20 protein-coding genes are annotated in these 24,540 nt (G+C 64.9%); 6 read left to right on the top strand and 14 right to left on the bottom strand.

Annotated features, from left to right (window positions below; translation table 11 throughout):
• Positions 1 to 143 precede the first annotated feature (143 nt).
• The 3 genes from tyrS to ACQCST_RS08870 all read right to left on the bottom strand — a co-directional run bounded on the left by tyrS (position 144) and on the right by ACQCST_RS08870 (position 4,443).
• Positions 144 to 1,457, bottom strand: a complete 1,314-nt coding sequence (tyrS, locus tag ACQCST_RS08880; protein WP_426998899.1) for a tyrosine--tRNA ligase — start codon at positions 1,455 to 1,457, stop codon at positions 144 to 146.
• A 93-nt stretch (positions 1,458 to 1,550) separates the two neighbouring features.
• A complete protein-coding gene (locus ACQCST_RS08875; protein WP_426998898.1) occupies positions 1,551 to 3,779 on the bottom strand; it encodes a HelD family protein in 2,229 nt (742 codons plus the stop codon).
• A 106-nt stretch (positions 3,780 to 3,885) separates the two neighbouring features.
• Entirely contained in the window at positions 3,886 to 4,443 is a 558-nt protein-coding gene (locus ACQCST_RS08870; RefSeq protein WP_426998897.1) for an adenine phosphoribosyltransferase, read from the bottom strand.
• A 139-nt stretch (positions 4,444 to 4,582) separates the two neighbouring features.
• Here ACQCST_RS08870 and ACQCST_RS08865 point away from each other — a divergent pair, with 139 nt between their 5' ends.
• Complete coding sequence (locus ACQCST_RS08865) at positions 4,583 to 5,200, top strand: GNAT family N-acetyltransferase (protein ID WP_426998896.1); 618 nt, start codon at positions 4,583 to 4,585, stop codon at positions 5,198 to 5,200.
• On the opposite strand, the gene ACQCST_RS08860 is transcribed toward ACQCST_RS08865, so the two are convergent.
• Positions 5,170 to 5,823, bottom strand: coding sequence for a DNA-3-methyladenine glycosylase (locus ACQCST_RS08860; protein ID WP_426998895.1), 654 nt, complete (start codon positions 5,821 to 5,823; stop codon positions 5,170 to 5,172). The two genes, ACQCST_RS08865 and ACQCST_RS08860, sit on opposite strands and share 31 nt — an antisense overlap.
• 82 nt (positions 5,824 to 5,905) lie before the next feature.
• Between ACQCST_RS08860 and ACQCST_RS08855 the strand changes: the two genes are divergently transcribed.
• Positions 5,906 to 7,384 carry an AlkA N-terminal domain-containing protein gene (locus tag ACQCST_RS08855; RefSeq protein ID WP_426998894.1) on the top strand — a complete coding sequence of 493 codons (1,479 nt, stop codon included), beginning with the start codon at positions 5,906 to 5,908 and terminating at the stop codon, positions 7,382 to 7,384.
• Positions 7,381 to 7,875 carry a methylated-DNA--[protein]-cysteine S-methyltransferase gene (locus tag ACQCST_RS08850; protein ID WP_426998893.1) on the top strand — a complete coding sequence of 165 codons (495 nt, stop codon included), beginning with the start codon at positions 7,381 to 7,383 and terminating at the stop codon, positions 7,873 to 7,875. Before ACQCST_RS08855 ends, ACQCST_RS08850 begins: the two co-directional genes overlap by 4 nt.
• 12 nt (positions 7,876 to 7,887) lie before the next feature.
• Here the strand turns inward: ACQCST_RS08850 and ACQCST_RS08845 are convergent, their stop codons facing one another.
• The 10 genes from ACQCST_RS08845 to argC all read right to left on the bottom strand — a co-directional run bounded on the left by ACQCST_RS08845 (position 7,888) and on the right by argC (position 18,097).
• Positions 7,888 to 8,643, bottom strand: coding sequence for a maleylpyruvate isomerase family mycothiol-dependent enzyme (locus tag ACQCST_RS08845; protein WP_426998892.1), 756 nt, complete (start codon positions 8,641 to 8,643; stop codon positions 7,888 to 7,890).
• 20 nt (positions 8,644 to 8,663) lie between these two features.
• Positions 8,664 to 9,212: a pyridoxine/pyridoxamine 5'-phosphate oxidase gene (locus tag ACQCST_RS08840; protein WP_426998891.1), complete on the bottom strand. Its 549-nt coding sequence runs from the start codon at positions 9,210 to 9,212 to the stop codon at positions 8,664 to 8,666.
• 95 nt (positions 9,213 to 9,307) lie between these two features.
• Positions 9,308 to 10,771, bottom strand: coding sequence for an argininosuccinate lyase (gene argH / locus ACQCST_RS08835; protein WP_426998890.1), 1,464 nt, complete (start codon positions 10,769 to 10,771; stop codon positions 9,308 to 9,310).
• Positions 10,772 to 10,776: 5 nt separating this feature from the next.
• Positions 10,777 to 11,982: an argininosuccinate synthase gene (locus ACQCST_RS08830; RefSeq protein ID WP_426998889.1), complete on the bottom strand. Its 1,206-nt coding sequence runs from the start codon at positions 11,980 to 11,982 to the stop codon at positions 10,777 to 10,779.
• A 102-nt stretch (positions 11,983 to 12,084) separates the two neighbouring features.
• Positions 12,085 to 12,621 carry an arginine repressor gene (locus ACQCST_RS08825; RefSeq protein ID WP_426998888.1) on the bottom strand — a complete coding sequence of 179 codons (537 nt, stop codon included), beginning with the start codon at positions 12,619 to 12,621 and terminating at the stop codon, positions 12,085 to 12,087.
• Positions 12,622 to 13,614 (bottom strand): ornithine carbamoyltransferase, encoded by a 993-nt coding sequence (argF, locus tag ACQCST_RS08820; RefSeq protein ID WP_426998887.1) that lies wholly within the window; start codon positions 13,612 to 13,614, stop codon positions 12,622 to 12,624.
• Complete coding sequence (locus tag ACQCST_RS08815; RefSeq protein WP_426998886.1) at positions 13,611 to 14,912, bottom strand: acetylornithine transaminase; 1,302 nt, start codon at positions 14,910 to 14,912, stop codon at positions 13,611 to 13,613. The genes argF and ACQCST_RS08815 overlap by 4 nt, the downstream gene beginning before the upstream one ends.
• Complete coding sequence (gene argB, locus ACQCST_RS08810) at positions 14,909 to 15,868, bottom strand: acetylglutamate kinase (RefSeq protein ID WP_426998885.1); 960 nt, start codon at positions 15,866 to 15,868, stop codon at positions 14,909 to 14,911. The genes ACQCST_RS08815 and argB overlap by 4 nt, the downstream gene beginning before the upstream one ends.
• A gap of 34 nt (positions 15,869 to 15,902) precedes the next feature.
• On the bottom strand, positions 15,903 to 17,069 hold the full coding sequence (argJ, locus tag ACQCST_RS08805; protein ID WP_426998884.1) for a bifunctional glutamate N-acetyltransferase/amino-acid acetyltransferase ArgJ: 1,167 nt from the start codon (positions 17,067 to 17,069) through the stop codon (positions 15,903 to 15,905).
• The gene (argC, locus tag ACQCST_RS08800; protein WP_426998883.1) at positions 17,066 to 18,097 is read right to left on the bottom strand and encodes an N-acetyl-gamma-glutamyl-phosphate reductase; all 1,032 of its coding nucleotides are present in this window, start codon (positions 18,095 to 18,097) and stop codon (positions 17,066 to 17,068) included. Before argC ends, argJ begins: the two co-directional genes overlap by 4 nt.
• Before the next feature lie 176 nt (positions 18,098 to 18,273).
• Between argC and ACQCST_RS08795 the strand changes: the two genes are divergently transcribed.
• The 3 genes from ACQCST_RS08795 to ACQCST_RS08785 all read left to right on the top strand — a co-directional run bounded on the left by ACQCST_RS08795 (position 18,274) and on the right by ACQCST_RS08785 (position 24,524).
• On the top strand, positions 18,274 to 19,362 hold the full coding sequence (locus tag ACQCST_RS08795) for a fatty acid desaturase family protein (RefSeq protein WP_426998882.1): 1,089 nt from the start codon (positions 18,274 to 18,276) through the stop codon (positions 19,360 to 19,362).
• Positions 19,363 to 19,494: 132 nt separating this feature from the next.
• Complete coding sequence (locus tag ACQCST_RS08790; RefSeq protein ID WP_426999125.1) at positions 19,495 to 20,460, top strand: quinone oxidoreductase family protein; 966 nt, start codon at positions 19,495 to 19,497, stop codon at positions 20,458 to 20,460.
• Between the two features lie 107 nt (positions 20,461 to 20,567).
• Entirely contained in the window at positions 20,568 to 24,524 is a 3,957-nt protein-coding gene (locus ACQCST_RS08785) for a Pls/PosA family non-ribosomal peptide synthetase (RefSeq protein ID WP_426998881.1), read from the top strand.
• The last annotated feature ends 16 nt before the right edge of the window (positions 24,525 to 24,540 follow it).

The raw sequence follows: 24,540 nt of genomic DNA, 5'->3' as shown, positions 1-24,540 counted from the left end.
CTGCTTTGCGCATATGAAGAATTGCTTCTCAAGTGAAGGGGGTTTGTCACCACTCAGCGGCGGCGACTCAGAAAACAATACACGCTCCCCCACGACCGCGCAAATCGGTTGTGGAGAAGCGTGAAAACGTCGGGATTCGAGGGCTATGGTGCCGAAATCTCAACAGTTGCAAGGTTCTTTTTACCCTTGCGCAACAGCAGATACCTGCCATGCAAAAGCTCAGACACGGCAATGACTGCATCCGGGTCCGAAACCTTCGTGTTGTTGACGTAGGCCCCGCCTTCTCCGACGGTGCGACGGGCAGCCGACTTACTCTCCGAAAGCCCCGAAGCCACCAAAAGGTCGATGATGCCCAACCCGGCCGCGGCTACCTTGGCTGATGGCAGCTCTGACGTGGCAGCTTCGAGCGTTTGTTGGTCCATGACTGTCAGATCGCCGTTACCGAACAAAGCTGCAGAAGCGGCAATGACCTTCTCCGTGGCATCCACCCCGTGAACGAGGGAGGTGACCTCGAAGGCAAGTTTCCGCTGGCCCTCACGGGCGAAGGGACGCTCCTCAATGGAAACCTCCAGCGCCTCAATCTCGGCGCGGCTCAGGAACGTGAACACCTTGAGACGGTCAGCGACGTCGGCATCTGCCGAGTTCAGCCAGAACTGGTAGAAGGCGTATGGGCTGCACATTGCCGGATCCAGCCAGATCGCGTTGCCTTCACTCTTGCCGAACTTGGTTCCGTCGGAGTTCGTAATGAGCGGCGTACCGATGGCATGGACGCTCCGGCCTTCCACTTTGCGGATCAGTTCGGTGCCACTGGTCAGATTGCCCCATTGATCGGATCCGCCGGTCTGCAGCACGCATCCGTAATCGCGGTTGAGCTGCAGGTAGTCCATGCCCTGGAGAATCTGGTAGCTGAATTCGGTGTAGCTGATGCCTTCGTCCGAGCTGAGTCGGGAGGCCACGGCATCCTTGCGGAGCATGGTGCCGACGCGGAAGTGCTTCCCGATCTCGCGCAGGAAGTCGATGGCGCTCAAGGGGGCGGTCCAGTCGAGGTTGTTGACCATACGGGCCGCGTTGTCTCCGTCGAAGCTGAGGAAGCGGCTGATCTGTACCTGCAGGTAGCCGACCCACTCGGAAACGGTGTCCTTCGTATTCAAGGTGCGCTCCGCCGTCGGACGGGGATCACCGATCAGGCCGGTGGAGCCGCCCACCAGTCCCAGGGGCCGGTGACCGGCGAGCTGCAAGCGGCGCATCAGCAGCAGCTGTACCAGATTCCCCAGGTGCAGGCTGGGAGCCGTGGGATCGAAGCCACAGTAATACGTCACGGGGCTACCGGCGAGCAATTTCTCAAGCTCGGTTTCATCAGTGGACACATGGACCAGTCCGCGCCACTTGAGCTCCTGCCAGATATTGGCAAACGCGGGGTCGTTCTGCTGGGATTCGAGATTAGTTAGCTGTGGCACGAGATCTAAGTTAGCAGTATTGGCGGGGACGGAGCACCGGATTACCGGTGCCCCGTCCCCGCCTTGGCAAGACTTGGCAGGACCTGGCAAGCCTCAGCGTTCGATGCCAGCCGGTACCGGTGCCGCGGCGATCAGCCTCAGGCGCTGGGTGGGGCGCGTCATGGCCACATAAAGATCCCCCACGCGTCCGTGCTCATGGTTGAGCATCATGGCGGGCTCAAGCACCACCACGCCGTCGAATTCCAGACCTTTGGCTTCCCGCGGGCTGATGACCACAACGTCCTGCTCGTAGCTTCCGGCGCCAGTGCCCACACGATGACCATAGACGGCGCGCAGCGCCGCCGTGGCCTCCGGCAGAAGCTGACCGTCAGCGATGACTGCCAGCAGACCGCCGTCGAGCGCTGCCAGTTCTTCGGGAAGCACCTCCACGAGGCGGCTGACGATCTTGCCGGCGTCCACGCGGTCGATGACGGGCGACCAGCGCCCTTCGCGCACCGCCTTGGGTGCGGAAACCACAAGCCCGGCGGCGTTGGCCATGCGTGCGGCGGCTTCGGCGATCTGGGATGGTGTGCGGTAGTTGACGGTCAGCTCCTCGAGCTGCCAGCGGTCACCGAACATCGGCGCCAGCGCACTCTGCCACGAGTTGGCTCCGGCCACGGAACTGGTCTGGGCGATGTCGCCCACGATGGTGAAGGATTTCAGCGGGCACCGGCGGACCAGCAACCGCCATTGCATGGGGGAAAGCTCCTGTGCCTCATCCACCACGATGTGCCCGAACGCCCAGGTGCGGTCGCTCGTGGCGCGCTCGGCAGCCGTCAGCCGTGCCTGGCGCTCCTGGTTCTGATCCACCAGTTCCTCTGCCGTGACCAGAACATCCACACCGGCAGTTTCCATATTGACGAGAGTCTGTTTGGCGTTCGCCAGATCACGGGCGCGATCGTGTTCCTGCTGCGCCAGACCCTTGCCGGCAGCCGGGTCCAGCTCTCCCAGCAGTTCAGCCGCTTCATCGAGAAGCGGAACATCGGCTTCTGTCCACGGAGCGCCGGACGGACGGAGCAGCAGCGTGCGCTCATCCGAAGTGAGCATGGGCGTGCAGGCCTCCAGCACCGCCGGCTTGCTCAGGAGCTCGTTGATCAGCTTCTCAGGTGTCATGGGCATCCAGCACAGGTTAAGTGCGATCCGGACGTCACGGGCCGTGCGCACGTCCTCGGCAAGATAGGAGCGGTCAGCGTTGTTGCCGATGCTGCCTGCCTCGACGAGCTCCGTCATCTGCTCGGTCAGTTCGCGGAGCAGGATCTTGACGAACGATACCCGGGCCTCATTGTGAGGCTTGCCGGTGGACCGCGCCCGTTCGCGGGCCCGTCGGACCTGCCGGGGTGTGAGTACCAGCCGCCGTCCGTCAACGTCAAGGATCCTGTCCTCTGCGGGAATACGCTGGCGGTGCGCGACGGCGTTGGCCACCACACCGGCCATGTCCAGCCTGCCCTTGACGGCGGCAACGGCAGCCTCCGGCTCCGCCACGGCGTTAATGCCCGGCATCAGCCTGCCCACGCTAGCCATCACCACACCGGTCTCGCCCAGAGAGGGAAGCACCCGCTCGATGTACTTCATAAATGACGACGACGGGCCCACCAGCAGGACACCGGCTGTTTTGAGGCGGTCCCGGTGCGTGTACAGCAAATAGGCGGCGCGGTGCAGGGCGACGGCAGTCTTTCCCGTTCCGGGGCCGCCCTGGACCACCACGGCACCCGAAATGGAGGACCTGATGATGCGGTCCTGCTCGGATTGGATGGTGCCGACAATGTCCGACATCCGTCCGGTGCGCTTGGAGTTCAGGGCAGCGAGCAGCGCGCCTTCGCCCTGGAGCGAATCGTTATCTGCCAGCATGCCGGCGTCGAGCACGTCATCTTCAATGGCCTTGACGTCGCGGCCCTGCAGGATCAGGTGGCGACGACGGCGGACTCCCTGCCGGTCGAACGCAGTGGCCTGGTAAAAGTGCCCCGCCTCGGGAGCGCGCCAATCCACCATGAGCCTCTGGAGATCGTCCGTGGTGAGTCCGATCCGGCCGATGTATTGCGCATCGCCGGAGTCCAGGTCCAGCCGGCCAAAGACCAGGCGGTCGTCGACGGCGTCGAGCTGCGCCAGACGGTCCTCATAGAGCGCGGCAAAGGCGTCACGTTCCGAGACGTTCTGCATGGTGCCCACGGCACCGGCACGGCGGACCTGGGCAAGCTGGGCGCGCTTTTCCTCACGCAACTCATCAAGCCGGGCATACAAACCAGCAACATAGTCCCGTTCCCGGGCCAAATCGGAGTCGAGCATCAAAACGTTCCCCTATCGCAAAAGACAGACCGTCCATTCTACAACCATTTCGGTAAACGCGTCCTCAACAGCCCGGCGGCGAAAAACGATTCCGGCGGGGCGGTTCCTAGAGCCGCAAAAGGGACCGGACCCGATGGCCCGAAAGAACCGAGCGTCCGCGGAGCTCACCGAGTTCCATCACCACCCCAATGCCGGCCACATGGACACCGCAGCGTTCAAACAACCGGGTGGCTGCGCCCAGGGTTCCGCCCGTGGCCAGGACATCGTCCAGGATCAGGACCCGGCTTCCGGCCGGCACATCCGTAGTGTGCAGCTCGAGTGTGGCCGTGCCGTATTCCAGGGCGTAGCCCTCTGAGTACACTTCCCGGGGCAGCTTCCCGGCCTTCCGGACAGTAATGACACCGGTGCCCGTGGCGTAGGCGGCGGCTGACGCGAGCAGGAAACCCCTGGCCTCGATCCCCGCAACGGCGTCGAACTGGCCACGGAAAGGTTCCACCAAGGCATCAACAACAGCTCTGAACGCCGTGCCGTCGGCAAAGACCGGGGTGAGATCCCTAAACACAATCCCGGGCTTGGGGTAGTCCGGGATTGTGGCGCAGAGGCTGTTGATCAGCTCGTCCACGGACGGGGCTCTTTTGACTTGATCCGGCTGGCTTTGATTCACCCGTCCACCCTACTGCGTGGTGCTCTGGCCAGCCCCGGACGGGTCCCGGCGCCGACACCCGTGCCGCGTTACCAAAAGTTCATTCAGCCAGGCATGACTAGCCATTTCCCAGAGGCAGCAGTGGTGGTTCAATACTGCAATGCAACACGAAATTGTCCTGTCCGGTCACGGCATCCGTCTTATCCCTCTGCAGCCGCTGCATGCAACCGGACTCTTTGACTTTGTGGATACCGAAATGTGGGCTGGGATGGCGGCGGCCATGCCGGGTACCCCGGAGGAACTGGCCGGTCTCTTCCTGTCCCGGCGCTCCGATCCTGCCACTATCCCCTTCGCCGTGACGGATCAGCGGACGGGTGCCTTGCTGGGCACCACTGCGTTGTACGACCATGTTCCTGAGCAACAGCGCCTGGCAATCGGCGGCACCTTTTACGGCCGCCAGTTCTGGGGAAGCCATGTGAATCCGGCGAGCAAGCACATGCTGCTGGCGTATGCCTTCGATGTGCTGGCCGTACACAGGGTGGCTTTCCGCTGCGATGCGCGCAATACCCGCAGTGCCGCCGCTATTGAGCGGCTCGGCGCCACGTTCGAAGGAGTCTTGCGCGGACACCGCACCGCACCTGATGGCGGCCGTTCCGACACCGCCGTTTTCTCGATTCTGCAGCAGGAGTGGCCGCCCGTGCGGCTGCGCCTGCAGGAAAGGCTGGCACCCTTCGCCTGGCCCCACGATTACGCCGAGCGCGCCTTCGCTGCTTTATAGCGGGAAACCGACGGGTCACCGGTGATCCAGAATCGCCACGGATAGCTGGCCGAGCCGCCGTCGCCTGACACTCCGACTCTTGGCCCTGAGCTGACGTGAGCGGCAGGAACAGAGGACAGTTGCAGACTGAACGGCCAGGCCAGGGCGTCGCGGCCGCTGTCCGCCGTCGTCAGGCCCAGTGCTGCGGCGAGCCGGGCGGGGCCGCTGGCGAGGTCTATTTCAGACTTCGCTGCGGGCCGCCTGGCGCGGGCCAGTTGCTGGCCGTCCGTCACCTGCCCGGCACGGAGCAGCACCGCTGATGCCACCCCCGCCGGTCCACAGACGAGGTTGGCGCAGTAGTGCATGCCGTAGGAGAAGTACACATACAAGTGGCCGGCAGGACCGAACATCGGGGCATTGCGTGGGGTGGGACCACGGAAGGAATGCGAACCCGGATCCGGATGCAGGGAACCGACAGGTCCCAGATAGGCCTCGAGCTCGGTGATCCGCACGGACACGGTCCCCGCCGCGGATTCATGGGTGAGGATCGAGCCAAGCAACAGCGGGGCAACATCTCGGGCGTCACCGCCCAGCAACTCGCGCACGGGCTGCGTTCCGCCGTCGGAAGTCTGGCTGCTGCCCATGTCCCGACTGTATCGGACACCCTCCCGCGGCCATGTCCGATTTCCGCTAGCTTGAGAACCTGCCAGCTGGCAGGATGAAGCCATGGACTTCTGGCAGCGCTACCGCGCAATCGACGCAAGGGACACCCGTTTCGACGGGCAGTTCTACACGGCGGTGCGCACCACCGGCATCTATTGCCGGCCCTCCTGTCCGGCCAGGACGCCTAAAGCCGCAAACGTCACCTTCTACGAAACCTCCGCCGCCGCGCATGACGCGGGTTACCGCGCCTGCAAACGATGCCTCCCGGAGGCCGTTCCCGGCACGCCGGACTGGAATATCCGCTCGGACATCGCCGGACGGGCCATGCGGCTGATCAACGACGGCGTCATTAACCGCGACGGTGTTGAGGGTCTTGCACGGAAGCTGGGCTATTCATCCCGTCAGCTGAACCGGATTCTTCGCCACGAACTGGGCGCGGGGCCGCTTTCGCTGGCACGCGCCAGCCGGGCCCAGACCGCCCGCACGCTGCTGGTGTCCACCTCCATGAAGCTGGCGGACATAGCATTTGCCGCGGGATTCAGCAGCGTTCGCCAGTTCAACGACACCGTGGGTGAAGTGTTCGCGATGACGCCTACCGCACTGCGCGGAACTGCCCGGAACCACCGGATGCCGGCCGCTACAACTGCCCTCACGCTGAACCTGCCGTACCGGGAACCGTTCGATCCAGGCGTCTTCAGGTTCCTGGCCGTACGGGCCATTCCCGGCATTGAGTCAGGAACTCCGACTTCCTACGCGCGGACGCTGCGGCTGCCGCATGGTGACGCCCGCTTCCGCATTGAGTACGACGACGACGCCCCGGGACGGCCGCTGGAACTCACCATCGGGGCTGTGGACCTCCGTGACTTGCCGGCGCTTCTCAGCAGGGTCCGGCGCCTCGTTGATCTCGACTCCGATCCTGTGGCAATCGATGGCGCGCTGGCCTCCGATCCGCGGCTGGCGGCAGCCGTCGCCGAGGTGCCAGGCATCCGGATGCCCGGCGCCGTGGACCCGCAGGAATTGCTGATCAGGGCCATGATCGGGCAGCAGATCACGGTGGCAGCAGCACGGACGGCGTTGACAGGACTTTCCGACTCAGGAAGCGCCAGCCTGGTGCCGGAGGATGGCCTGCACCGGCTTTTTCCGACAGCCGCGCAGATCGCAGAGACGGGATTCGGACTGCTTCGTGGTCCGCAGCGCCGGATCGATTCCATCCGCTCGGCTGCAGAGGCCATGGCCTCAGGGGAGCTGGACTTCGGCTACGGCGATGATCTTCCGGGGCTGAGGGGCAAACTCCTCCCGATGGCAGGCGTCGGCCCCTGGACCGTGGGCTACGTTGCCATGCGCGTCATCGGCGCTCCGGATATGTTCCTTGCCAACGATGCCGCCGTCCGGAACGGGATCCGCAGGGTCACCGCCGGTGCACCATCGAGCCGCACGGCGGATTTCGCCGAGGTGAGCCCCTGGCGGTCCTACGCAACCATGCATCTGTGGCGAGCTGCTGGCGCCCCCAAAACAACATCCTTAGAGAAAGCGATGAAATGAAAGCACAAGTGCTGACCATGTCCACCCCGGACGGCCCGTTCACCATCATTGCCCGCGACGGCGCCGTACTCGCCTCGGGCTGGACGGCCGACGTCGCTGAACTCACCGGCCAGATCCATCCGGAACTGCTGCCCCGGGACTATGAGGATGTCAACGATCTGGGGTCAATCTCTGCGGCCGTGGAGGCTTTTTACTCGGGCAATCCCGCCCCGGCCATGGAGGTGCCCGTGCTTCAGAAGTCAGGGCCGTTCCGGAGCCACGCCTGGGATGTGCTCCGGTCGGTCAGTCCCGGGACACCGGTCACGTACACCGAATACGCTGATCTTTCGGGTAATCCCAAGGCTGTCCGCGCGGCTGCCAGCGCCTGCGCCTTCAACGCCGCGGCGCTCTTTGTCCCATGCCACCGGGTGGTCCGCACCGACGGTACGCTCGGCGGATTCCGTTGGGGGCTGAGCGTCAAGGAAAGCCTGCTGGCCCGCGAAAGCGCCTGAGGTTCGAGCCGCTCAACCAACCGATCCGGGCTGCTTTGTTGCCGCCACTCCGGATGGCCAAGGCAATAGTTCCGGAAGGTCCACACCGTCCGCCGCTGCTGAGGCGCGAAGGCTGCCCAGAGACGGTTTCCTCCCGGCAAGCCACGCTGCGATGTCGGTGATCATTCCGTTGATCACGGTGGACCGGTCGCCGCTGCCAACGGACAGCGGCGGCAGTCCGAGCGGCTGGAGGACAAATCGCTGCCCGTCGGGCACGCGTGCGGTGAGGAAAGCAAACAGATGGCCACAGAAATCCCGGCTCCAGGTTTCGGGCCCCCTGCCCGTTCCCAGATCAGAGGCATGGATCACCAGTTCGCGCCACAGCGCCAACCCGCCGTCCAGAACCACTCCCCCGCGGTAAGAAATGGGCGTCTGCCAGCCGTCCGCGTCGAGCGCGTCAAACGCGCGCAGCGCCCGCTCCAGCGCGGTGTCCAGATCAGCGAGGTGTTCTGTCCGTCCGTGGCTGGCTGCCATCTCAATGGCCTGGGTGCGCCCTTCGTAACCGCCGTCGTAGAGCTCCACGGATTCCCCGCGCGCCGCGTATTCCAGCTGCCGGGCCATCGCATTGGCGATCCCGGTGATATGGGCCAGGACGTGACCCCGGCTCCAGCCTGGAAGTTCCGACGGCGCCACAACGTCCTCGTCGGCGAGTTTGGCAGCGGTGGAGGCGACGACGTCGGCGTTCTTGTGCAGTTCGGCGAGCAGCGTGTCCGGTGTGATTGCGGTCATACCGCAATCGTAGCTGAGAGTCATCCACCATTAACACGGCCGCTCTCCGGCCCCGCGCCGTAAAAGTGCCTCATATGCCTGCGGTCGTGTCTGGCCTGCCAGAACTCGATCTCCTGCGGGGAGACGGCGTACAGCTGCCAGTCCGGGTTGTCGGTGCCGTCAGCAGCGGGGCGTGCGTGCCAGTCAGCCGCCGAGGCTTCTTCGGACAGCTCAATCACCCGGCCGGCCACCCTGATCTGGCGGCCCTGCTGCGGCCAGTAGAAGTTCAGTGCCGCCCGCGGGTTAACGGCCAGTTCCCGGCCCTTCCGCGACGTGCGGGACGTGGCGAAATGCCAGCCGTCGTCGTCGATATTCTTCAGGATCAGCATCCTGGCCGAGGGTTGGCCGTTGCTGTCGGCTGTGGCAAGGCTGCAGGCATGCGGCTGCTGGACACCGGCGGCCAGCGCCTCGTCCAGCCACCGCCGGAAGAGCTCCACTGGATCCGCGGGGGCAGCGTCCGGATCAAAGTCCGGCAGCTCCAAGGGGAAGTCTGGCAAGGCGCGGAGTTGGCTCCGGAAGGGGTCGCTCATTCCCCCACCCTAAGCGGACGCGAGATGGCACGTCACGGCAATGATCCCCCTAGAAACATAGCCGCTCCCATGCCATCCCGCGTGGATCCCGGAAACTATCCCGCGTACGCCCGCACGCTGGCTAGTTCCGCTTCGAGGGCCACCAGCTGGCGTTCGACGGCGGCCGGCGCCGTTCCGCCCTGTGAGTTGCGGCTGTTGAGCGAACCTTCCGTGCTGAGGACCGTGCGGACCTCTGGCGTGAGGTGCTCCGAAATGGCAGCGTATTCCTCATCCGTCAGGTCCCACAGCTCCACGCCCCGGCCTTCGGCCTGCTTCACGGCGGCGCCGGACAGCTCGTGGGCTTCACGGAACGGAATGCCCTGGCGGACCAGCCATTCGGCGATGTCCGTTGCCAGCGCGAAACCCTGGGGGGCCAGGGCTTCCATCCGCTCCGTGTTGAACGTCAGTGTGGCAATCATGCCGGACACAGCCGGGAGCAGGACCTCCAGCGTGTCAGCGGCGTCGAAGACGGGTTCCTTGTCCTCCTGGAGGTCGCGGTTGTACGCGAGCGGCAGGCCCTTGAGCGTGGCCAGCAACCCGGTCAGGTTGCCGATCAGTCGGCCGGCCTTGCCGCGCGCCAGCTCCGCCACATCCGGGTTCTTCTTCTGCGGCATGATCGAGGAACCGGTGGAGTAGGAATCGTGCAGGGTGACGAAGGAGAACTCCTTGGTCGCCCAAATAATCACTTCCTCCGAGACCCGGGAGAGGTCCACGCCGATCATGGCCGTGATCCAGGCAAATTCGGCGAAGACATCGCGGGATGCGGTGCCGTCGATCGAGTTGTGTGTGGCCGAGTAGAAGCCAAGCTCGGCGGCGACAGCCTCCGGGTCCAAGCCCAGTGACGAACCCGCCAGCGCACCCGAACCGTAAGGCGACACACCTGCCCTCTTGTCCCAGTCCCGCAGCCGCTGCACATCGCGAAGCAGCGCCCAGGCGTGGGCCAGCAGGTGGTGGCTCAGCAGCACCGGCTGGGCATGCTGAAGGTGTGTCCTGCCGGGCATGGCCACACCGTGGTGGGCCTTGGCCTGGCCCACAAGGGAGTCAACGGTCGACAACACGCCGCGGGCGATGATCCGGGCGTGGTCCCGCAGGAACATACGTCCCAGCGTGGCCACCTGGTCGTTGCGGGACCGGCCGGCCCTCAGTTTGCCGCCAAGCTGGGTTCCTGCCCGTTCGATCAGGCCGCGCTCCAGCGAACCATGCACGTCTTCGTCGGTCTCAGCGGCCGTGTATGCACCGGAGGCAACGTCCTCGTCCAGCTGCGTCAGGGCCACGAGCATGCCTTCCAGCTCGGCGTCGTCCAGCAGCGCGGCCTTGTGGAGAACGCGGGCGTGCGCCATGGAACCGGCGATGTCATAGCGGGCCAGCCGCCAGTCGAAATGCGTGGACTTGCTCAATGCCGCGAGGGCGTCCGCGGGGCCGCCGGCGAAGCGTCCGCCCCACAGGGAGCCCTGGTTGGTCGCTTCTGATTTCAGGGCTTCGCTCCCCACCTGATTGACCGCCGGATTCTGCTCAACCACTTGCGTTACTTTCCTGAGACGCGGAGATCGCGGCCGGAGGCAACCTTGGCGGACATGCCCCACAGCTCGATAAAGCCCTTGGCCTGGGACTGGTCGAAGGTGTCACCGGTGTCGTAGGTGGCCAGATCGAAGTCGTACAGCGAGGTCTCGGAGCGGCGTCCGTTCACGATCGCCTGTCCGCCGTGCAGCACCATGCGGATGTCACCGGAGACGTAACGCTGCGTGTCTTCGATGAAGGCATCCAGGGACCGCTTGAGCGGGGAGAACCACTGGCCGTCGTACACCAGCTCAGCCCAGCGCTGGCCAACAGTGGCCTTGAAGCGTGCCTGCTCGCGTTCGATGGTGATGTCCTCGAGGTGTTTGTGCGCGGTGATGAGGGCCATGGCACCGGGTGCTTCGTAGATTTCGCGGGACTTGATACCCACTAGGCGGTCCTCGACGACGTCGATGCGGCCCACGCCCTGGGCGCCGGCGCGGCGGTTCAGTTCCTTGATGGCCTGGAGCGGGGTGACCTTCACGCCGTCGATCGCTACCGGCACGCCGGCTTCGAAGGAAATGATGACCTCATCCGGTGCCGGCGGGAAATCCGGAGTGGCGGTGTAATCGTAGATGTCCTTGGTGGGGGCATTCCAGATGTCCTCGAGGTAGCCGGTTTCGACGGCGCGTCCCCAGACGTTCTGGTCGATCGAGTACGGGTTCTTCTTGGTGGTTTCGATCGGCAGGCCCTTTTCCTCGGCAAAGGCAATGGCCTTGTCGCGGGTCAGGGCGAGGTCGCGCACCGGTGCGATGCACTTCAGGTCCGGGCCCAGGGTCTGGATACCCACCTCGAAGCGGACCTGGTCGTTACCCTTGCCGGTGCAGCCGTGCGCAACGGTGGTGGCGCCGAATTCCCGGGCCGCTTTGACCAGGTGCTTGACTATCACCGGGCGGGAGATGGCGGACACCAGCGGGTAGTGGCCCTGGTAGAGGGCGTTTGCCTTCAGCGTGGGCACACAGTATTCGTTCGCGAACTCGTCGCTTGCGTCCGCCACGTAAGCCTCAACGGCACCGCAGCTGAGGGCGCGCTGGCGGATGGTCTCCAGCGATTCGCCGCCCTGTCCGACGTCCACCGCCACGGCGATGACCTCGGCACCGGTGGCTTCACCGATCCAGCCGATGGCTACGGAAGTATCCAGGCCACCGGAGTAGGCCAGAACAATACGCTCAGTCACGGAAATGCTCCTTCATTGTTGGTTCTTGTTTTGTTTGATGAAAGCCTGACACATCGTTGTGTCCGGCGGGTCATTGGAATAGGGGCCCCACCGGGTGTCAGGTTACTGGCTGGTGTTGGCTTCTTCGGCGAGCTGGAGGAACCGGGCGGCCAGCCCTTGTCCGCCCACTGGATCCCTGGAGATCAGCAGCACGGTATCGTCACCTGCGATAGTGCCAAGGATGGACGGCATCACTGAATGGTCAATCGCCAGCGCCAGGAAATTCGCCGCACCCGGCGGAGTCCGCAGCACCGCAATGTTGGCGGAAGCCTCGGCGGTGACCAGGAGCTCGCCGCACAGCCGGGACAGCCGCGCATCGAGGATTTCCTGGGTTACGCCGCTCCTGGCCGCACGCTCCCCGCCCTCGCCCGGCACCGCGTAGACCAGCACCCCTTCTTTTCCGCGGACGCGGACCGCGCCAAGCTCCACGAGGTCCCTGGACAGTGTTGCCTGGGTGACCTGGACGCCGTCGTCCGCCAGCAGAGCTGCAAGCTCGGCCTGTGAGCGCACTGACTCGCCGGTCAGGATCGCGGTGATCCGCGCCTGCCGGGCAATCTTAGTGGCGGGGCTTGCGCCCGCTGACAGAGGCTGGACGGACATCTAGGCAGGCTCCCCTACCGGTGGCAGCCCGTCAACCACGGCGAGACCGGACTGGTGCAGCAGCCACGCCATCAGCGCCTTCTGGGCGTGCAGCCGGTTTTCGGCCTCATCCCAGACAATCGACTGCGGACCATCGATGACGCCGGCCGAAATCTCATAGCCCCGGTAGGCAGGCAGGCAGTGAAGAACGACGGCGGCCGGCGCCGCGAGTTTCATCGCCGCTTCGTCCACGGAATAGTCCCGGAACAGCCGGAGCCTGGCTTCCTTCTCATCTTCCTGGCCCATCGATACCCAGGTGTCGGTGGCGACGACGTCGGCGCCGAGGAGCGCCTCCGCCGCATCCGTGGTGATGAGGACGGAGCCGCCGGTGTCCGCTGCAAGGTCCTCCGCGGCTGCGATGATTTCAGGAGCCGGCAGGTAGCCATCCGGGCCGGCGATGCGGACGTGCATCCCCGCAGTGACACCGGCAAGGAGGTAGGAGTTGGCCATGTTGTTGGCGGCGTCCCCAAGGTAGCTCATGGTGAGTCCCTTGAGCTCGCCCTTGTGCTCCTTGACCGTCAGGAGGTCGGCCAGGAGCTGGCAGGGGTGGTAATCATCGCAGAGTGCGTTGATGACGGGCACCCTGGAGTTTTCGGCCATGGCCACGAGCCCGGAGTGCGCCGAGGTGCGCCACACGATAGTGGACACCATGCGCTCCAGCACTTTCGCGGTGTCCTCCACGGACTCCTTGTGGCCGATCTGGGCCTCGCCCGGATTGATGATGAGGGCGCTGCCCCCCATGTCCGCCACACCCGTGGCGAAGGAGACACGGGTGCGGGTGGAGGTCTTGTCGAAGATGACGGCCACGGTCTTGCGGCCGTTGCCTTCGCCGGAAAACGGCTGGACGCTGTAGGGCGCAGCCTTCATCCGGGCGGCGAGTTCCAGCACCTCGGCCTGCTCGGCTGGGGTCAGATCGGTGTCCTTGAGGAAGTGACGGGTGGTAGAGGTAGTCACTGGGCGTCCTTGGCGGTCTGGGCTGATGCGGTCTGGAGAGTGGCGGCGTTGATGATGCCAGGAAGGGCCGCCAGGAAACGGTCTGCCTGCTCTGTGGTCAGGATGAGCGGCGGGGCCAGGCGGATGGTGCGCGGACCAGGGCTGTTGATGATGAAACCGGCATCGAGCCCTGCCGTCACCATGGCAGCTGCGACGTCGGCGTCCAGGTCGAAGCCGATGAGGAGGCCTTCGCCGCGGACTTCCGTGACGCCGTCGACGGCGGCGAGGCTGTCCCGCAGGTGCGCACCGACAGCGAGCACGTTCCCCAGCACACCCTGGCTTTCGATGGCGTGGAGCGTGGCGAGGGCGGCTGCGGTGGCCACCGGGTTCCCGCCGAAGGTGGTGCCGTGCTGGCCCGCGGCCAGGAGCGAGGATGTCGCCTCACCGAAGGTGATCAGCGCTCCCACGGGGAAGCCGCCGCCCAGGCCCTTGGCCAGGGTCACAGCATCCGGCGCGATGCCGGCATCTTCACTGGCGAGCCATTTGCCGGTCCGGCCGATGCCGGTCTGCACTTCGTCAAGGATCAACAAGGCGCCTGCCCGGCTGGTGATTTCGCGCGCCGCCTGCAGATATTCGATGCTCAGCGGGCGGACGCCCGCCTCGCCCTGGATGGGTTCGAGGAACACGGCGGCCGTGGTCTCGTCGACGGCGGCACGGAGGGCCTCGATGTCGCCGAACGGAATGTGGACCACCCCACCGGGGAGCGGCTCAAACGGGGCCCGGTAGGCCTCCTTTGCCGTCAGGGCAAGCGCACCCATGGTGCGGCCATGGAAGGCGCCTTCGAGGGCGATGATCTTCGTCCGGGGCTTGGCCGTGTCATCCGGGCTGGCGCCCGAGTTGCGGCGGGCCAGCTTAAAGGCGGCCTCGTTGGCTTCGGTGCCGGAGTTGGCGAAAAACACCTTGGAGCCCGCGGGCGCCTTCGTGATCGCCAGCAGCTTTTCGGCCAGGGCGATCTGCGTAGGGCTCGTGAAGAAGTTGGAGACATGGCCCAGGGTGGCCAGCTGGCTGGCGATAACGGAGGTCACAAACGGGTGGGCGTGGCCCAGTGCGTTCACGGCAATACCGCCCAGGAGATCCAGGTATTCCTTGCCGTCGGCATCCCACACAAGGGAACCGGCGCCGCGGACCAGGACCCGCTGCGGGGTCCCGAAGACGCCCATGAGTGACGAGGAGTACCGTGCCAGCCAGTCCGCGCCGGTGCTGTGGCCTGCTATGGCGATGGCGGGGGTCTCAACGACTTCTTTTTCCAGAGCGCTCATGCGTTCACTTCCTCATCGGGGACAACCTGCGTGCCGATGCCCGCGGTGGTAAATGTTTCAAGCAACATGGAGTGCGGCAGGCGCCCGTCGACAATGTGCGCCCGCTCCACGCCCCCGTCAATTGCCTTGAGGCAAGCCTCCATCTTGGGGATCATGCCCGACTCGAGAGAGGGCAGCAGCTCACGCAGCTCCGAGGCAGTGAGCGATGAAACCAGCGAGGAACGGTCCGGCCAGTTGGCATACAGTCCTTCGACATCGGTGAGGATGACGAGTTTGGATGCGCCAAGAGCTTCAGCCAGGGCGGCGGCGGCCGTGTCCGCATTGACGTTCAATACCTGGCCAGTGGTGTGGGCCCGTTGTGTTCCTCTGTCACCCTGCCCGTCGTCGGAGATTTCCGGGGCCACCGTGGAAATCACCGGGATGCGGCCGGCATTGAGGATATCCAGGATTCCTTCCGGATTCACCCCCACCACCTCTCCCACGAGGCCCAGATCAACTTCCACGCCGTCGACTATTGTGCCGGTCCGGACGGCGCGCAGGAGGCCGCCGTCTTCACCGGACATTCCCACGGCGTAGGGTCCGTGCGAATTAATAAGGCCCACCAGTTCGCGCCCGACCTGCCCTGTCAGCACCATGCGCACCACGTCCATTGCCTCGGGAGTGGTGACACGCAGCCCGCCCTTGAACTCGGACTCGATACCCAAGCGGGTCAGCATTGCGTTGATCTGCGGACCGCCGCCGTGGACTACCACGGGGTGGATTCCGACGTGGTGCAGGAATACGACGTCCTCTGCGAATGCGCGCCGGAGATCGTCATTAACCATGGCGTTTCCGCCGTACTTGATCACCATGGTGGTACCGGCAAAACGCTGGATCCAGGGCAGGGCTTCGATCAGTGTGCCGGCTTTGCTCTGGGCATCCAGCATGGAGGTGTTCTCGCGTGTCTGGGCATTCATGGAGGCTGTTTCCCTTGGAGGTGGCTGTTCCTGGCTAGCTGGCGTAGGCGCTGTTTTCGTGAACGTAATCATGGGTGAGGTCATTGGTCCAGATGGTTGCCTCCGACCCGCCGGCCTGAAGATCGATCTCCACCAGGACTTCGCGGGCTTCGAGGTCCACAAGATTGCGGTCCTGGCCGATGCTTCCGTTCTGGCAGATCTGGACGCCGTTCATGGACACATTCAGCTCATCCGGTTCGAAGGCGGCGTCAGTGGTGCCCACGGCTGAGAGCACGCGCCCCCAGTTGGGATCCTTGCCAAAGATGGCCGCCTTGAAGAGGTTGGAGCGGGCCACGGCGCGGCTGACGGTCTCGGCGTCCTGCTCACTTGCCGCGTTGAAAGTCCGGATCGCGATGTCATGGCTGGCACCCTCGGCATCGCCGATCAGCTTGCGGGCCAGCTCGGCGCAAACCTGCGTCAACCCCGCTCCGAAAGCCGCTGCGGACGGCACCGCCCCGGACGCGCCGGAGGCCAGCAGAACCACAGTGTCGTTCGTGGACATGCAGCCGTCCGAGTCGGTCCGGTCAAACGTGACGTGCGTGGCGTCCCGGAGGACGACGTCGAGCATTTCCGCCTCGACGTCGGCGTCTGTGGTGAGGACTACCAGCATGGTGGCAAGACCGGGGGCCAGCATGCCGGCGCCCTTGGCGATGCCGCCGATGGTGAACTCCTTGCCATCACCGTCCGTGCCGGTGAAGGCGGCCTGCTTGGAGACGGAATCGGTGGTCATGATCGCCGTGGCTGCAGCTGCACCCCCGTCTTCGCCAAGGGCAGCCGCTGCAGCATCAATCCCGGGAACAATTTTGTCCATGGGAAGCTGCTCACCGATCAGGCCGGTTGAGCAGACAAACACGTCCGTGGCGGAAATGCCCAGCACTTCCGCGACCTTTTCCGCCGTGGTGTGGGTGTTCTGGAAACCCTCGGGACCCGTGCAGGCATTGGCACCGCCCGAGTTCAGGATCACCGCATCAACGCGGCCGTCCGAGACCACCTGACGCGACCAGTGCACGGGCGCTGCGGCGACCCGGTTGGAGGTGAAAACGGCGGCCGCTGCCTTGGACGGGCCGTCGTTGACCACCAGTGCGAGGTCCGGTTTTCCTGACGCCTTGAGGCCGGCTTTGACACCGGCTGCGCGGAATCCCTTGGGGGCGGTGATGGTCACGGGGCAACTCCCTGCAGATTAAGGCCGGCGGTTTCCGCCAGGCCGAGTGCAATGTTCATGGACTGCACGGCTCCCCCGGCGGTCCCTTTCGTGAGGTTATCAATGGCGCACGTGACAATGACACGGCCCGCGTGCTCGTCAAATGCCAGCTGCATCAGCACATGGTTGGACCCCTGCACCGATTTGGTGGATGGCCACTGGCCTTCCGGCAGGACGTGAACGAAGGGTTCGTCATCATAGGCATCAAGCCAGGCCTGGCGAAGCTGCCCGCCCGTAACCCCGGGACCCACCTTGGCTGTGGCCGTGGTGAGGATACCCCGGCTCATCGGTGCGAGGGTGGGTGTGAACGACACTGTGACTGGCCCGCCGGCCGCATTGGACAGGCCCTGTTCGATTTCAGGCGTGTGGCGGTGTCCGCCACCCACGCCGTAGGGGCTCATGGAGCCAATGACCTCGGAGCCGATCAGATTCACCTTGGCGGCCTTGCCTGCGCCTGACGTTCCGGAAGCGGAGACAATCACGACGTCGTCGGACAGCAGCAGCTTGTTGGCGAAGCCCGGAGTCAAGGCCAACAGGGCCGACGTCGGGTAACAGCCCGGCACAGCGATCCGCGTGGCGCCCTTTAGCGCTTCCCTCTGGCCCGGCAGCTCAGGGAGCCCGTAAGGCCAGGTTCCGGCGTGTGCCGATCCGTAGAACTGTTCCCACGCCGCGGCATCCTGCAGACGGTGGTCGGCGCCGGCGTCGATCACCAGGGTGCCTTCGGGCAGCTGCGCGGCAATCTCAGCGGACGCCCCGTGCGGAAGTGCCAGGAACACGACGTCGTGGCCGGCAAGGTTGTCCACCGTGGTGTCTTCCAGGATCCTGCTGCCGAGGCTGTGCAGGTGTGGCTGCAGTTCCCCCAAGCGTGATCCGGCGTTGCTGTGGGCGGTGATCGCGCCGATGGTGACGTCCGGGTGGCCGGCCAGGAGGCGCAGCACCTCACCGCCGGCGTAGCCGCTGGCACCGGAAACGGCAACAGAAATAGTCATGACCAGAACTATACAGCAAGAATATTCACTGTGACCGATATTTATGCATACGAATTTCGTGGCTTCCATGGGGACGCCAGCCAGCACTGTCGTATGCTGGACAGAGGGTGAATGAGTCCGTGCAGTCCGAAAGTCGGCTGCAGCGTTGCCCGTAAGCAGTTACGAGGCATACAGCTATGTCCCCTACTTCCACCTCTGAACGCCCCAAAACACGGGTCCGGCAGCCAAATGCCATGGTTCTCAGCTACTCCGAACTGCTCAAGACCGTCCGCGCGGCCGGGCTGCTTGAGCGCAGGCGCCGGTTTTACATCACACTCTTCGCCTGCCTGGTCGCCCTGATGACTGCCACCTGGTTCGGCTTTGCGCTGATCGGTGAGAGCTGGTTCCAGCTCCTGATCGCCGCCGCCCTGGGCATCATCTGCACCCAGCTCTGTTTTCTGGCACACGAGGCCGGCCACCGCCAGATCTTCGCTTCACGCCGCGCCAACGACTGGTCGGCTCGGATACTCGCCACCTCCGTGGCCGGCATCAGCTACTCCTGGTGGGAACAGAAGCACGGCGCGCACCACAACCACCCCAACGTCATTTCCAAGGATCCTGACATTGCAACGGGAGCCTTGGCGTTTCACACTGAAGCGGCTGCCGGCCGCCAGGGCCGGTTCTCGTTCCTCACCCGCAAGCAGGGCTGGTTCTTCTTCCCGCTGCTGTTCCTCCTGGGCTTCAGCCTGCAAATGGATTCCATCAAGTTCATTTTCCAGCGCGCCAAAGTCACCCACCGCTGGGTGGAGATTCCCATCCTGGTGGCTCGCCTGACCGCATTGCCTTTCCTCGCGTTCTGGTTCCTCCCGCTGGGTATGGCCTTCGCCTTCATCGCCGTGCAGCTCGCCGTCTTCGGTTTCTACATGGGCGCCTCGTTCGCTCCGAACCACAAGGGCATGCCGGTCCTTCCGGCCGACAGCCGTGTTGACTTCCTCAGCCGGCAGGTCCTCACCTCCCGCAACATCTCGGGCGGATTCTTCATGGACATACTGCTCGGCGGCCTCAACAAGCAAGCCGAACACCACCTCTTCCCGGATATGGCGCGCCCGCAGCTGCACCGCGCCGCCGCCATCGTCCGCCAGTACTGCGACAAGCACGGCATCACCTACACGGAGACAACCCTGCTGCAGTCCTACGGCATCATCGTCCGTTACCTCAATGAAGTGGGCCTGGCCGCGGGCCGGCGCTTCGAGTGCCCCATGTCAGCAGTCTCAGGCCGCTACTAGCACGCTCAAGCCGAGCAGCCCCATAACTGGCATCCGGGGAGACCGCCGCCTGGACTTCGTCCTGCGGGCCGGTCTCCCCAGGATGGTTGAGGAACCGAGGTCCGGAAATTCCTGCCCGGAGGAGGAGATCCCATCATGCATGCAATCCTTGCCCGGCGGCCGGGCGGCCCTGAAGTCCTGGAATTCTCTGAGGTTGACCGCCCTGTCCCCGGACCCGGCCAGCTTCTGGTCAAGGTAGCGGCCGCCGGCGTCAACTTCATTGATACGTACCAGCGCGGCGGCATCTATAAAGTTCCGTTCCCCTTCACCCCGGGTTCCGAAGCGTCCGGAACCGTTGTGGAACTAGGGGACGGCACCGGTGGGTTCTCAGTGGGCAGCCGCGTTGCGACTGCTGAGGGATCGCACTGTTATGCCGGGTACACCGTCTTTGACGCCGACAAGGCCCTCCCTGTGCCCGACGGCGTCGATGACCTCACGGCCGCGGCCCTCCCCCTGCAGGGTATGACGGCCCATTACCTCATCAACTCATCCTTCCGGGTTGAGCCCGGTCACACAGTTCTGACGCACGCCGGCGCCGGCGGTGTGGGCCTGCTGCTGATCCAGCTTCTGAAGGCCCGCGGAGCCCGGGTCATCACGACAGTTTCGACGCACGGTAAAGAAGCACTGGCCCGCGCAGCCGGGGCAGACGAGGTACTGGGCTACGACGGATTCGCGGACGCCGTCCGGGGGCTCACCGGAGGCACCGGTGTGGACGTGGTTTACGACGGCGTCGGGAAAGACACGTTCGACGACTCACTCTCCAGCCTCCGCACCCGCGGCACCCTGGTGCTGTTCGGGGCCGCATCAGGACCCGTCCCGCTGTTCGATCCGCAACGGCTCAATTCAGGCGGTTCCCTGAGCATTACCAGGCCGACCATCAGGCACTTCCTGCTCAACGCCCAGGAGCGCCGCTGGCGTTCCACCGAAATCTTCCGGGCGGCGGCCGACGGTAGCCTGAATGTCCGGATCGGGGCCAGCTATCCCCTGGCGGAAGCTGCCCGGGCCCACACCGATCTCGAGGGCAGACTCACCACAGGCAAGGTGCTCCTCGTGCCGTAGCCGGCACCGAGCTCTGCCCAACAGATGCGGAACATGTATGCAACGTCAGGTGAACACACGGCGAATCAAGACACATTCCGTTTACCTTGCCCAGAGAGACTTCAGCCGTGACTGAGCAACTACCGCAAAGCAGCAATCCCGCCGGGATACCCGAGGTATATGCTCCCCAGCTCGCCGGCGCTGGGGCGGCCCCGCCGACGCGTACCCTGGTGGACATCCTCCTGGACACCGCGGACAGCTTCCCTGACGCCTCGGCCCTGGATGATGGCCGCACGTCCCTCAGCTACGCTCAGCTGATGTCAGCGGTGCGGGCCAGGGCCCGTGAACTCCACGCCGCCGGACTTGGCGCGGGCGACAAGATCGGGGTGCGGATCCCTTCCGGCACCAATCAGCTGTACATCTCGATCCTTGCTGTTCTCCTGATCGGCGCTGCCTACGTACCGGTGGATGCCGACGATCCCGACGAACGGGCAAAACTGGTGTTTGGCGAAGCCCGGGTGGCTGCCATCCTGCGCGCGGGCGGGGAAATTGTCACCGACGGCAGACGCCACACACCCTTCCCCTCCGCCCGAACTGCCGAGCCCGGCGACGACTCCTGGGTGATCTTCACCTCCGGATCCACCGGAACACCCAAGGGCGTGGCCGTGCTGCACCGCTCAGCGGCGGCCTTTGTTGACGCCGAGGCAAGGGTGTTCCTGCAGGACGAGCCGATAGGTCCGCAGGACCGTGTCCTTGCCGGACTATCCGTGGCTTTTGATGCTTCCTGCGAAGAGATGTGGCTTGCGTGGAGGCATGGTGCCTGCCTGGTCCCCGCGCCCCGTGCACTCGTGCGAACTGGAATGGATCTCGGTCCTTGGCTGATAAGCCATGGCATCACCGTCGTGTCCACTGTCCCTACGCTCGCTGCACTGTGGCCTTCCGAGGCCCTGGAAAACGTCCGCCTGCTGATTTTCGGCGGTGAGGCCTGCCCGCCCGAGCTGGCGCAGCGGCTGGCCGTTGATGGCCGTGAAGTGTGGAACACCTACGGACCGACAGAAGCAACCGTGGTGGCGTGCGCTGCTCCGCTGGGCGGTCCCGGGCCCGTCCGCATAGGCCTGCCACTCGATGGCTGGAACCTCGCCGTGGTCAACTCCGAAGGTACTCCTGTGGCGGAGGGTGAAATAGGTGAACTGATCATCGGCGGGGTGGGACTGGCCCGCTACCTGGACCCGGCCAAGGACGCCGAAAAGTACGCCCCAATGCCATCCCTGGACTGGGACCGGGCCTACCGCTCCGGCGATCTGGTCCGCTATGAAGCAGCCGGACTCATCTTTATGGGCCGTGCCGATGAACAGGTAAAGCTCGGCGGACGGAGGGTTGAACTCGGCGAAATCGACTCGGCCCTGCAGTCCTTGCCTGATGTTGCGGGCGCGGCCGCAACGGTACGGACGACAGCCGCCGGCAACCAGATTCTGGTCGGCTACCTGGCTCCCGCCGGGGACGCGGAAATCGATCTGGCCGCCGCGCGCGGATTGCTGGGGAAAAGCCTACCGGCGGCCCTCATCCCGCTGCTGACGGTTGTGGATTCATTGCCCACCAAGACCAGCGGGAAGGTGGACCGTCATGCGCTGCCGTGGCCCTTGGCCGGTGCGGGCGCAGCCGACGCCGATGCCGCACCGCTGAACTTGCCGGAAGACGCAGCGTGGGTCGTGGAGCAGTGGGGCGCGGTGCTGGGCAGCCAGGCGGCGTCACTGGACGCCGATTTCTTTGCCCACGGCGGGGGCTCACTTGCCGCGGCCCAACTCGTCTCTGCTCTGCGGGTCCGGTACCCCACCGTCACTGTCGCCGACATCTACGCCACACCCCGTATCGGCGCCCTCATCGAGACGGCCCGCCAGTCTCTGCCGGACGGGGTTTCCGTCGGCCCGGCGCCGGAACGGACCGTCAGGCCCACAGCCCTGAAATCCCAGATATTCCAGACCCTGATGGGGATTCCGCTCCATATCCTGGTGGGGATGCGTTGGCTCACTTACCTGATGGCAGCCAACAATATCCTGGCCCAGTTTGCCGGATTCAGCGCCGCACCCACGGTGTCGTGGTGGTGGGTTGCCCTCTCGTGGCTCGTGTTTGTCAGCCCGCTGGGCAGGATGGCCATTTCCGTCGCTGCAGCCCGCATGCTGCTAAGGAATGTGGGTACTGGGACATATCCCCGGTCCGGCAAGGTCCATCTGCGGCTTTGGCTGGCCGAACAGATCCAGGACCTATCCAGTGCCATCAGCCTTGCCAGCGCTCCGTGGGTTCCCTATTACGCCAGGGCCCTGGGCGCCACGATCGGCAACAGCGTCCATCTGCATTCGTTGCCGCCGGTCACAGGGCTGCTGTCACTGGGCAACGGCAGCAACATCGAGCCCGAGGTGGATCTGTCCGGCTGGTGGATCGACGGCGACATCCTCCACATCGGAAGCGTACACGTGGGTGCCGGTGCCACTGTGGGTGCCAGGAGCACGCTGATGCCCGGCGCCAGCATCGGCGCAGGCTCGCAGGTTGAGCCGGGTTCTGCCGTGCTGGGCAAGGTCAAGGCAGGCCAGATGGTGGCCGGCTCCCCTGCGGAACGCCGGGGCAAGGCAAAACGCGATTGGCCGGAAACGCCAGCCTCCAGCTCGATGGTTGGCCGGCTGTGGTTTGTGGCCTTCGCCGCTGCCTCGGCAGTCCTCGCCATGATCCCCTATGCGTCCGCCGCTGTGGCCGCCGCGGTGATCTACCTCTACATCCAGGGACATGAGTCCTTGTCCGCGGCGCTGCCGCAGCTGATCGCGTCGCTGCCTCTTGCCGCGCTGGCGTGGTTCCTCAGCAATCTGCTACTGATCCTTGTGACCACACGGCTGCTGGGAGTCGGCCTCAAAGAAGGCTACTACCGGGTCCGCAGCCGTATCGGCTGGCAGGTCTGGGCCACGGAACGGGTCCTTGATCTTGCCCGTGATGTGCTCTTCCCGATCTACGCGAGCCTGTTCACTCCGGTATGGCTCCGGCTCCTCGGCGCCAAGGTAGGCAAAAACGTCGAGGCTTCCACGGTGCTTCTGCTTCCGAAGATGACCACTGTGGGCGAAGGCGCGTTTCTTGCCGATGACACCATGGTGGCCGCCTATGAACTCGGCGGCGGTTGGATGAAGATTGCGCCCGCAAAGATCGGCAAACGATCTTTCCTGGGCAACTCGGGGATGACCGCCGCTGGACGGAGCGTGCCCAAGAACTCGCTGGTGGCCGTGCTTTCGGCCACGCCGTCGAAAGCGAAAGCCGGTACCTCCTGGCTCGGCAGCCCCCCGGTGCGGCTCCGGCGCACCGCCATTGCGTCCGACAATTCCCGAACATTCCAGCCCCCGCGGAAACTGAAGATTGCCAGGGCGCTGTGGGAGCTGTGCCGTCTGGTTCCCGTGGTCCTGACCGTGTCGCTGGCCGTCGGCGCAATGCTCGCGTTCGACTGGTTGGCGACAGTCTCCAGCTACGGCACGGCAGCAGTCCTGGGCGGCGTTGTGGTAATGCTCGCCGGCGTAGCGGCGGCCGGTAGTGCCGTCGTCGCCAAGTGGCTGCTCGTTGGTCGGGTTAAAGCCGGCGAGCATCCGCTGTGGAGTTCGTTTATCTGGCGGAACGAGGTGGTGGACACCTTTATTGAGATGGTCAGCGCACCCTGGTTCGCACGTGCTGCCACCGGAACGCCTGCACTGGTCTGGTGGCTCCGGGCGCTAGGCGCCAAAATCGGCCGCGGCACCTGGTGCGAGAGCTATTGGCTGCCGGAAGCAGATCTCGTCACCCTGGGCCGGAGTTCAACAGTGAACCGCGGCTGCGTGATCCAGACGCACCTCTTCCACGACCGGATCATGAGCATAGACACTGTTACGCTCGAGGACGGGGCCACGATGGGGCCCCACGGCGTCATCCTTCCCCGTGCCACCATCGGCAACGGCGGTACGGTGGGACCGGCGTCGCTCGTAATGCGCGGAGAAACAGTTCCCGCCGCAACGTACTGGATGGGAAATCCGGTCAGCCCGTGGACCGGACCGGCAGTTCCGGCTGCACGGCTCAAATAATACCCACGTTCCCAAG

It is taken from the genome of Pseudarthrobacter sp. N5, assembly GCF_050157035.1.
GTDB lineage: Bacteria > Actinomycetota > Actinomycetes > Actinomycetales > Micrococcaceae > Arthrobacter.
Note: the sequence above shows the minus strand (reverse complement) of the source record. Positions and strands in the feature narration are given on the sequence as shown.

Bases quoted from the DNA above. Each gene is read 5' to 3' on its own strand.
- ACQCST_RS08875 (WP_426998898.1), bottom strand. From the start codon at position 3,779: ATGCTCGACTCCGATTTGGCCCGGGAACGGGACTATGTTGCTGGTTTG.
- ACQCST_RS08865 (WP_426998896.1), top strand. From the start codon at position 4,583: ATGCAACACGAAATTGTCCTGTCCGGTCACGGCATCCGTCTTATCCCT.
- ACQCST_RS08860 (WP_426998895.1), bottom strand. From the start codon at position 5,823: ATGGGCAGCAGCCAGACTTCCGACGGCGGAACGCAGCCCGTGCGCGAG.
- ACQCST_RS08855 (WP_426998894.1), top strand. From the start codon at position 5,906: ATGGACTTCTGGCAGCGCTACCGCGCAATCGACGCAAGGGACACCCGT.
- ACQCST_RS08850 (WP_426998893.1), top strand. From the start codon at position 7,381: ATGAAAGCACAAGTGCTGACCATGTCCACCCCGGACGGCCCGTTCACC.
- ACQCST_RS08845 (WP_426998892.1), bottom strand. From the start codon at position 8,643: ATGACCGCAATCACACCGGACACGCTGCTCGCCGAACTGCACAAGAAC.
- ACQCST_RS08840 (WP_426998891.1), bottom strand. From the start codon at position 9,212: ATGAGCGACCCCTTCCGGAGCCAACTCCGCGCCTTGCCAGACTTCCCC.
- ACQCST_RS08825 (WP_426998888.1), bottom strand. From the start codon at position 12,621: ATGTCCGTCCAGCCTCTGTCAGCGGGCGCAAGCCCCGCCACTAAGATT.
- ACQCST_RS08815 (WP_426998886.1), bottom strand. From the start codon at position 14,912: ATGAGCGCTCTGGAAAAAGAAGTCGTTGAGACCCCCGCCATCGCCATA.
- argB (WP_426998885.1), bottom strand. From the start codon at position 15,868: ATGAATGCCCAGACACGCGAGAACACCTCCATGCTGGATGCCCAGAGC.
- argC (WP_426998883.1), bottom strand. From the start codon at position 18,097: ATGACTATTTCTGTTGCCGTTTCCGGTGCCAGCGGCTACGCCGGCGGT.
- ACQCST_RS08795 (WP_426998882.1), top strand. From the start codon at position 18,274: ATGTCCCCTACTTCCACCTCTGAACGCCCCAAAACACGGGTCCGGCAG.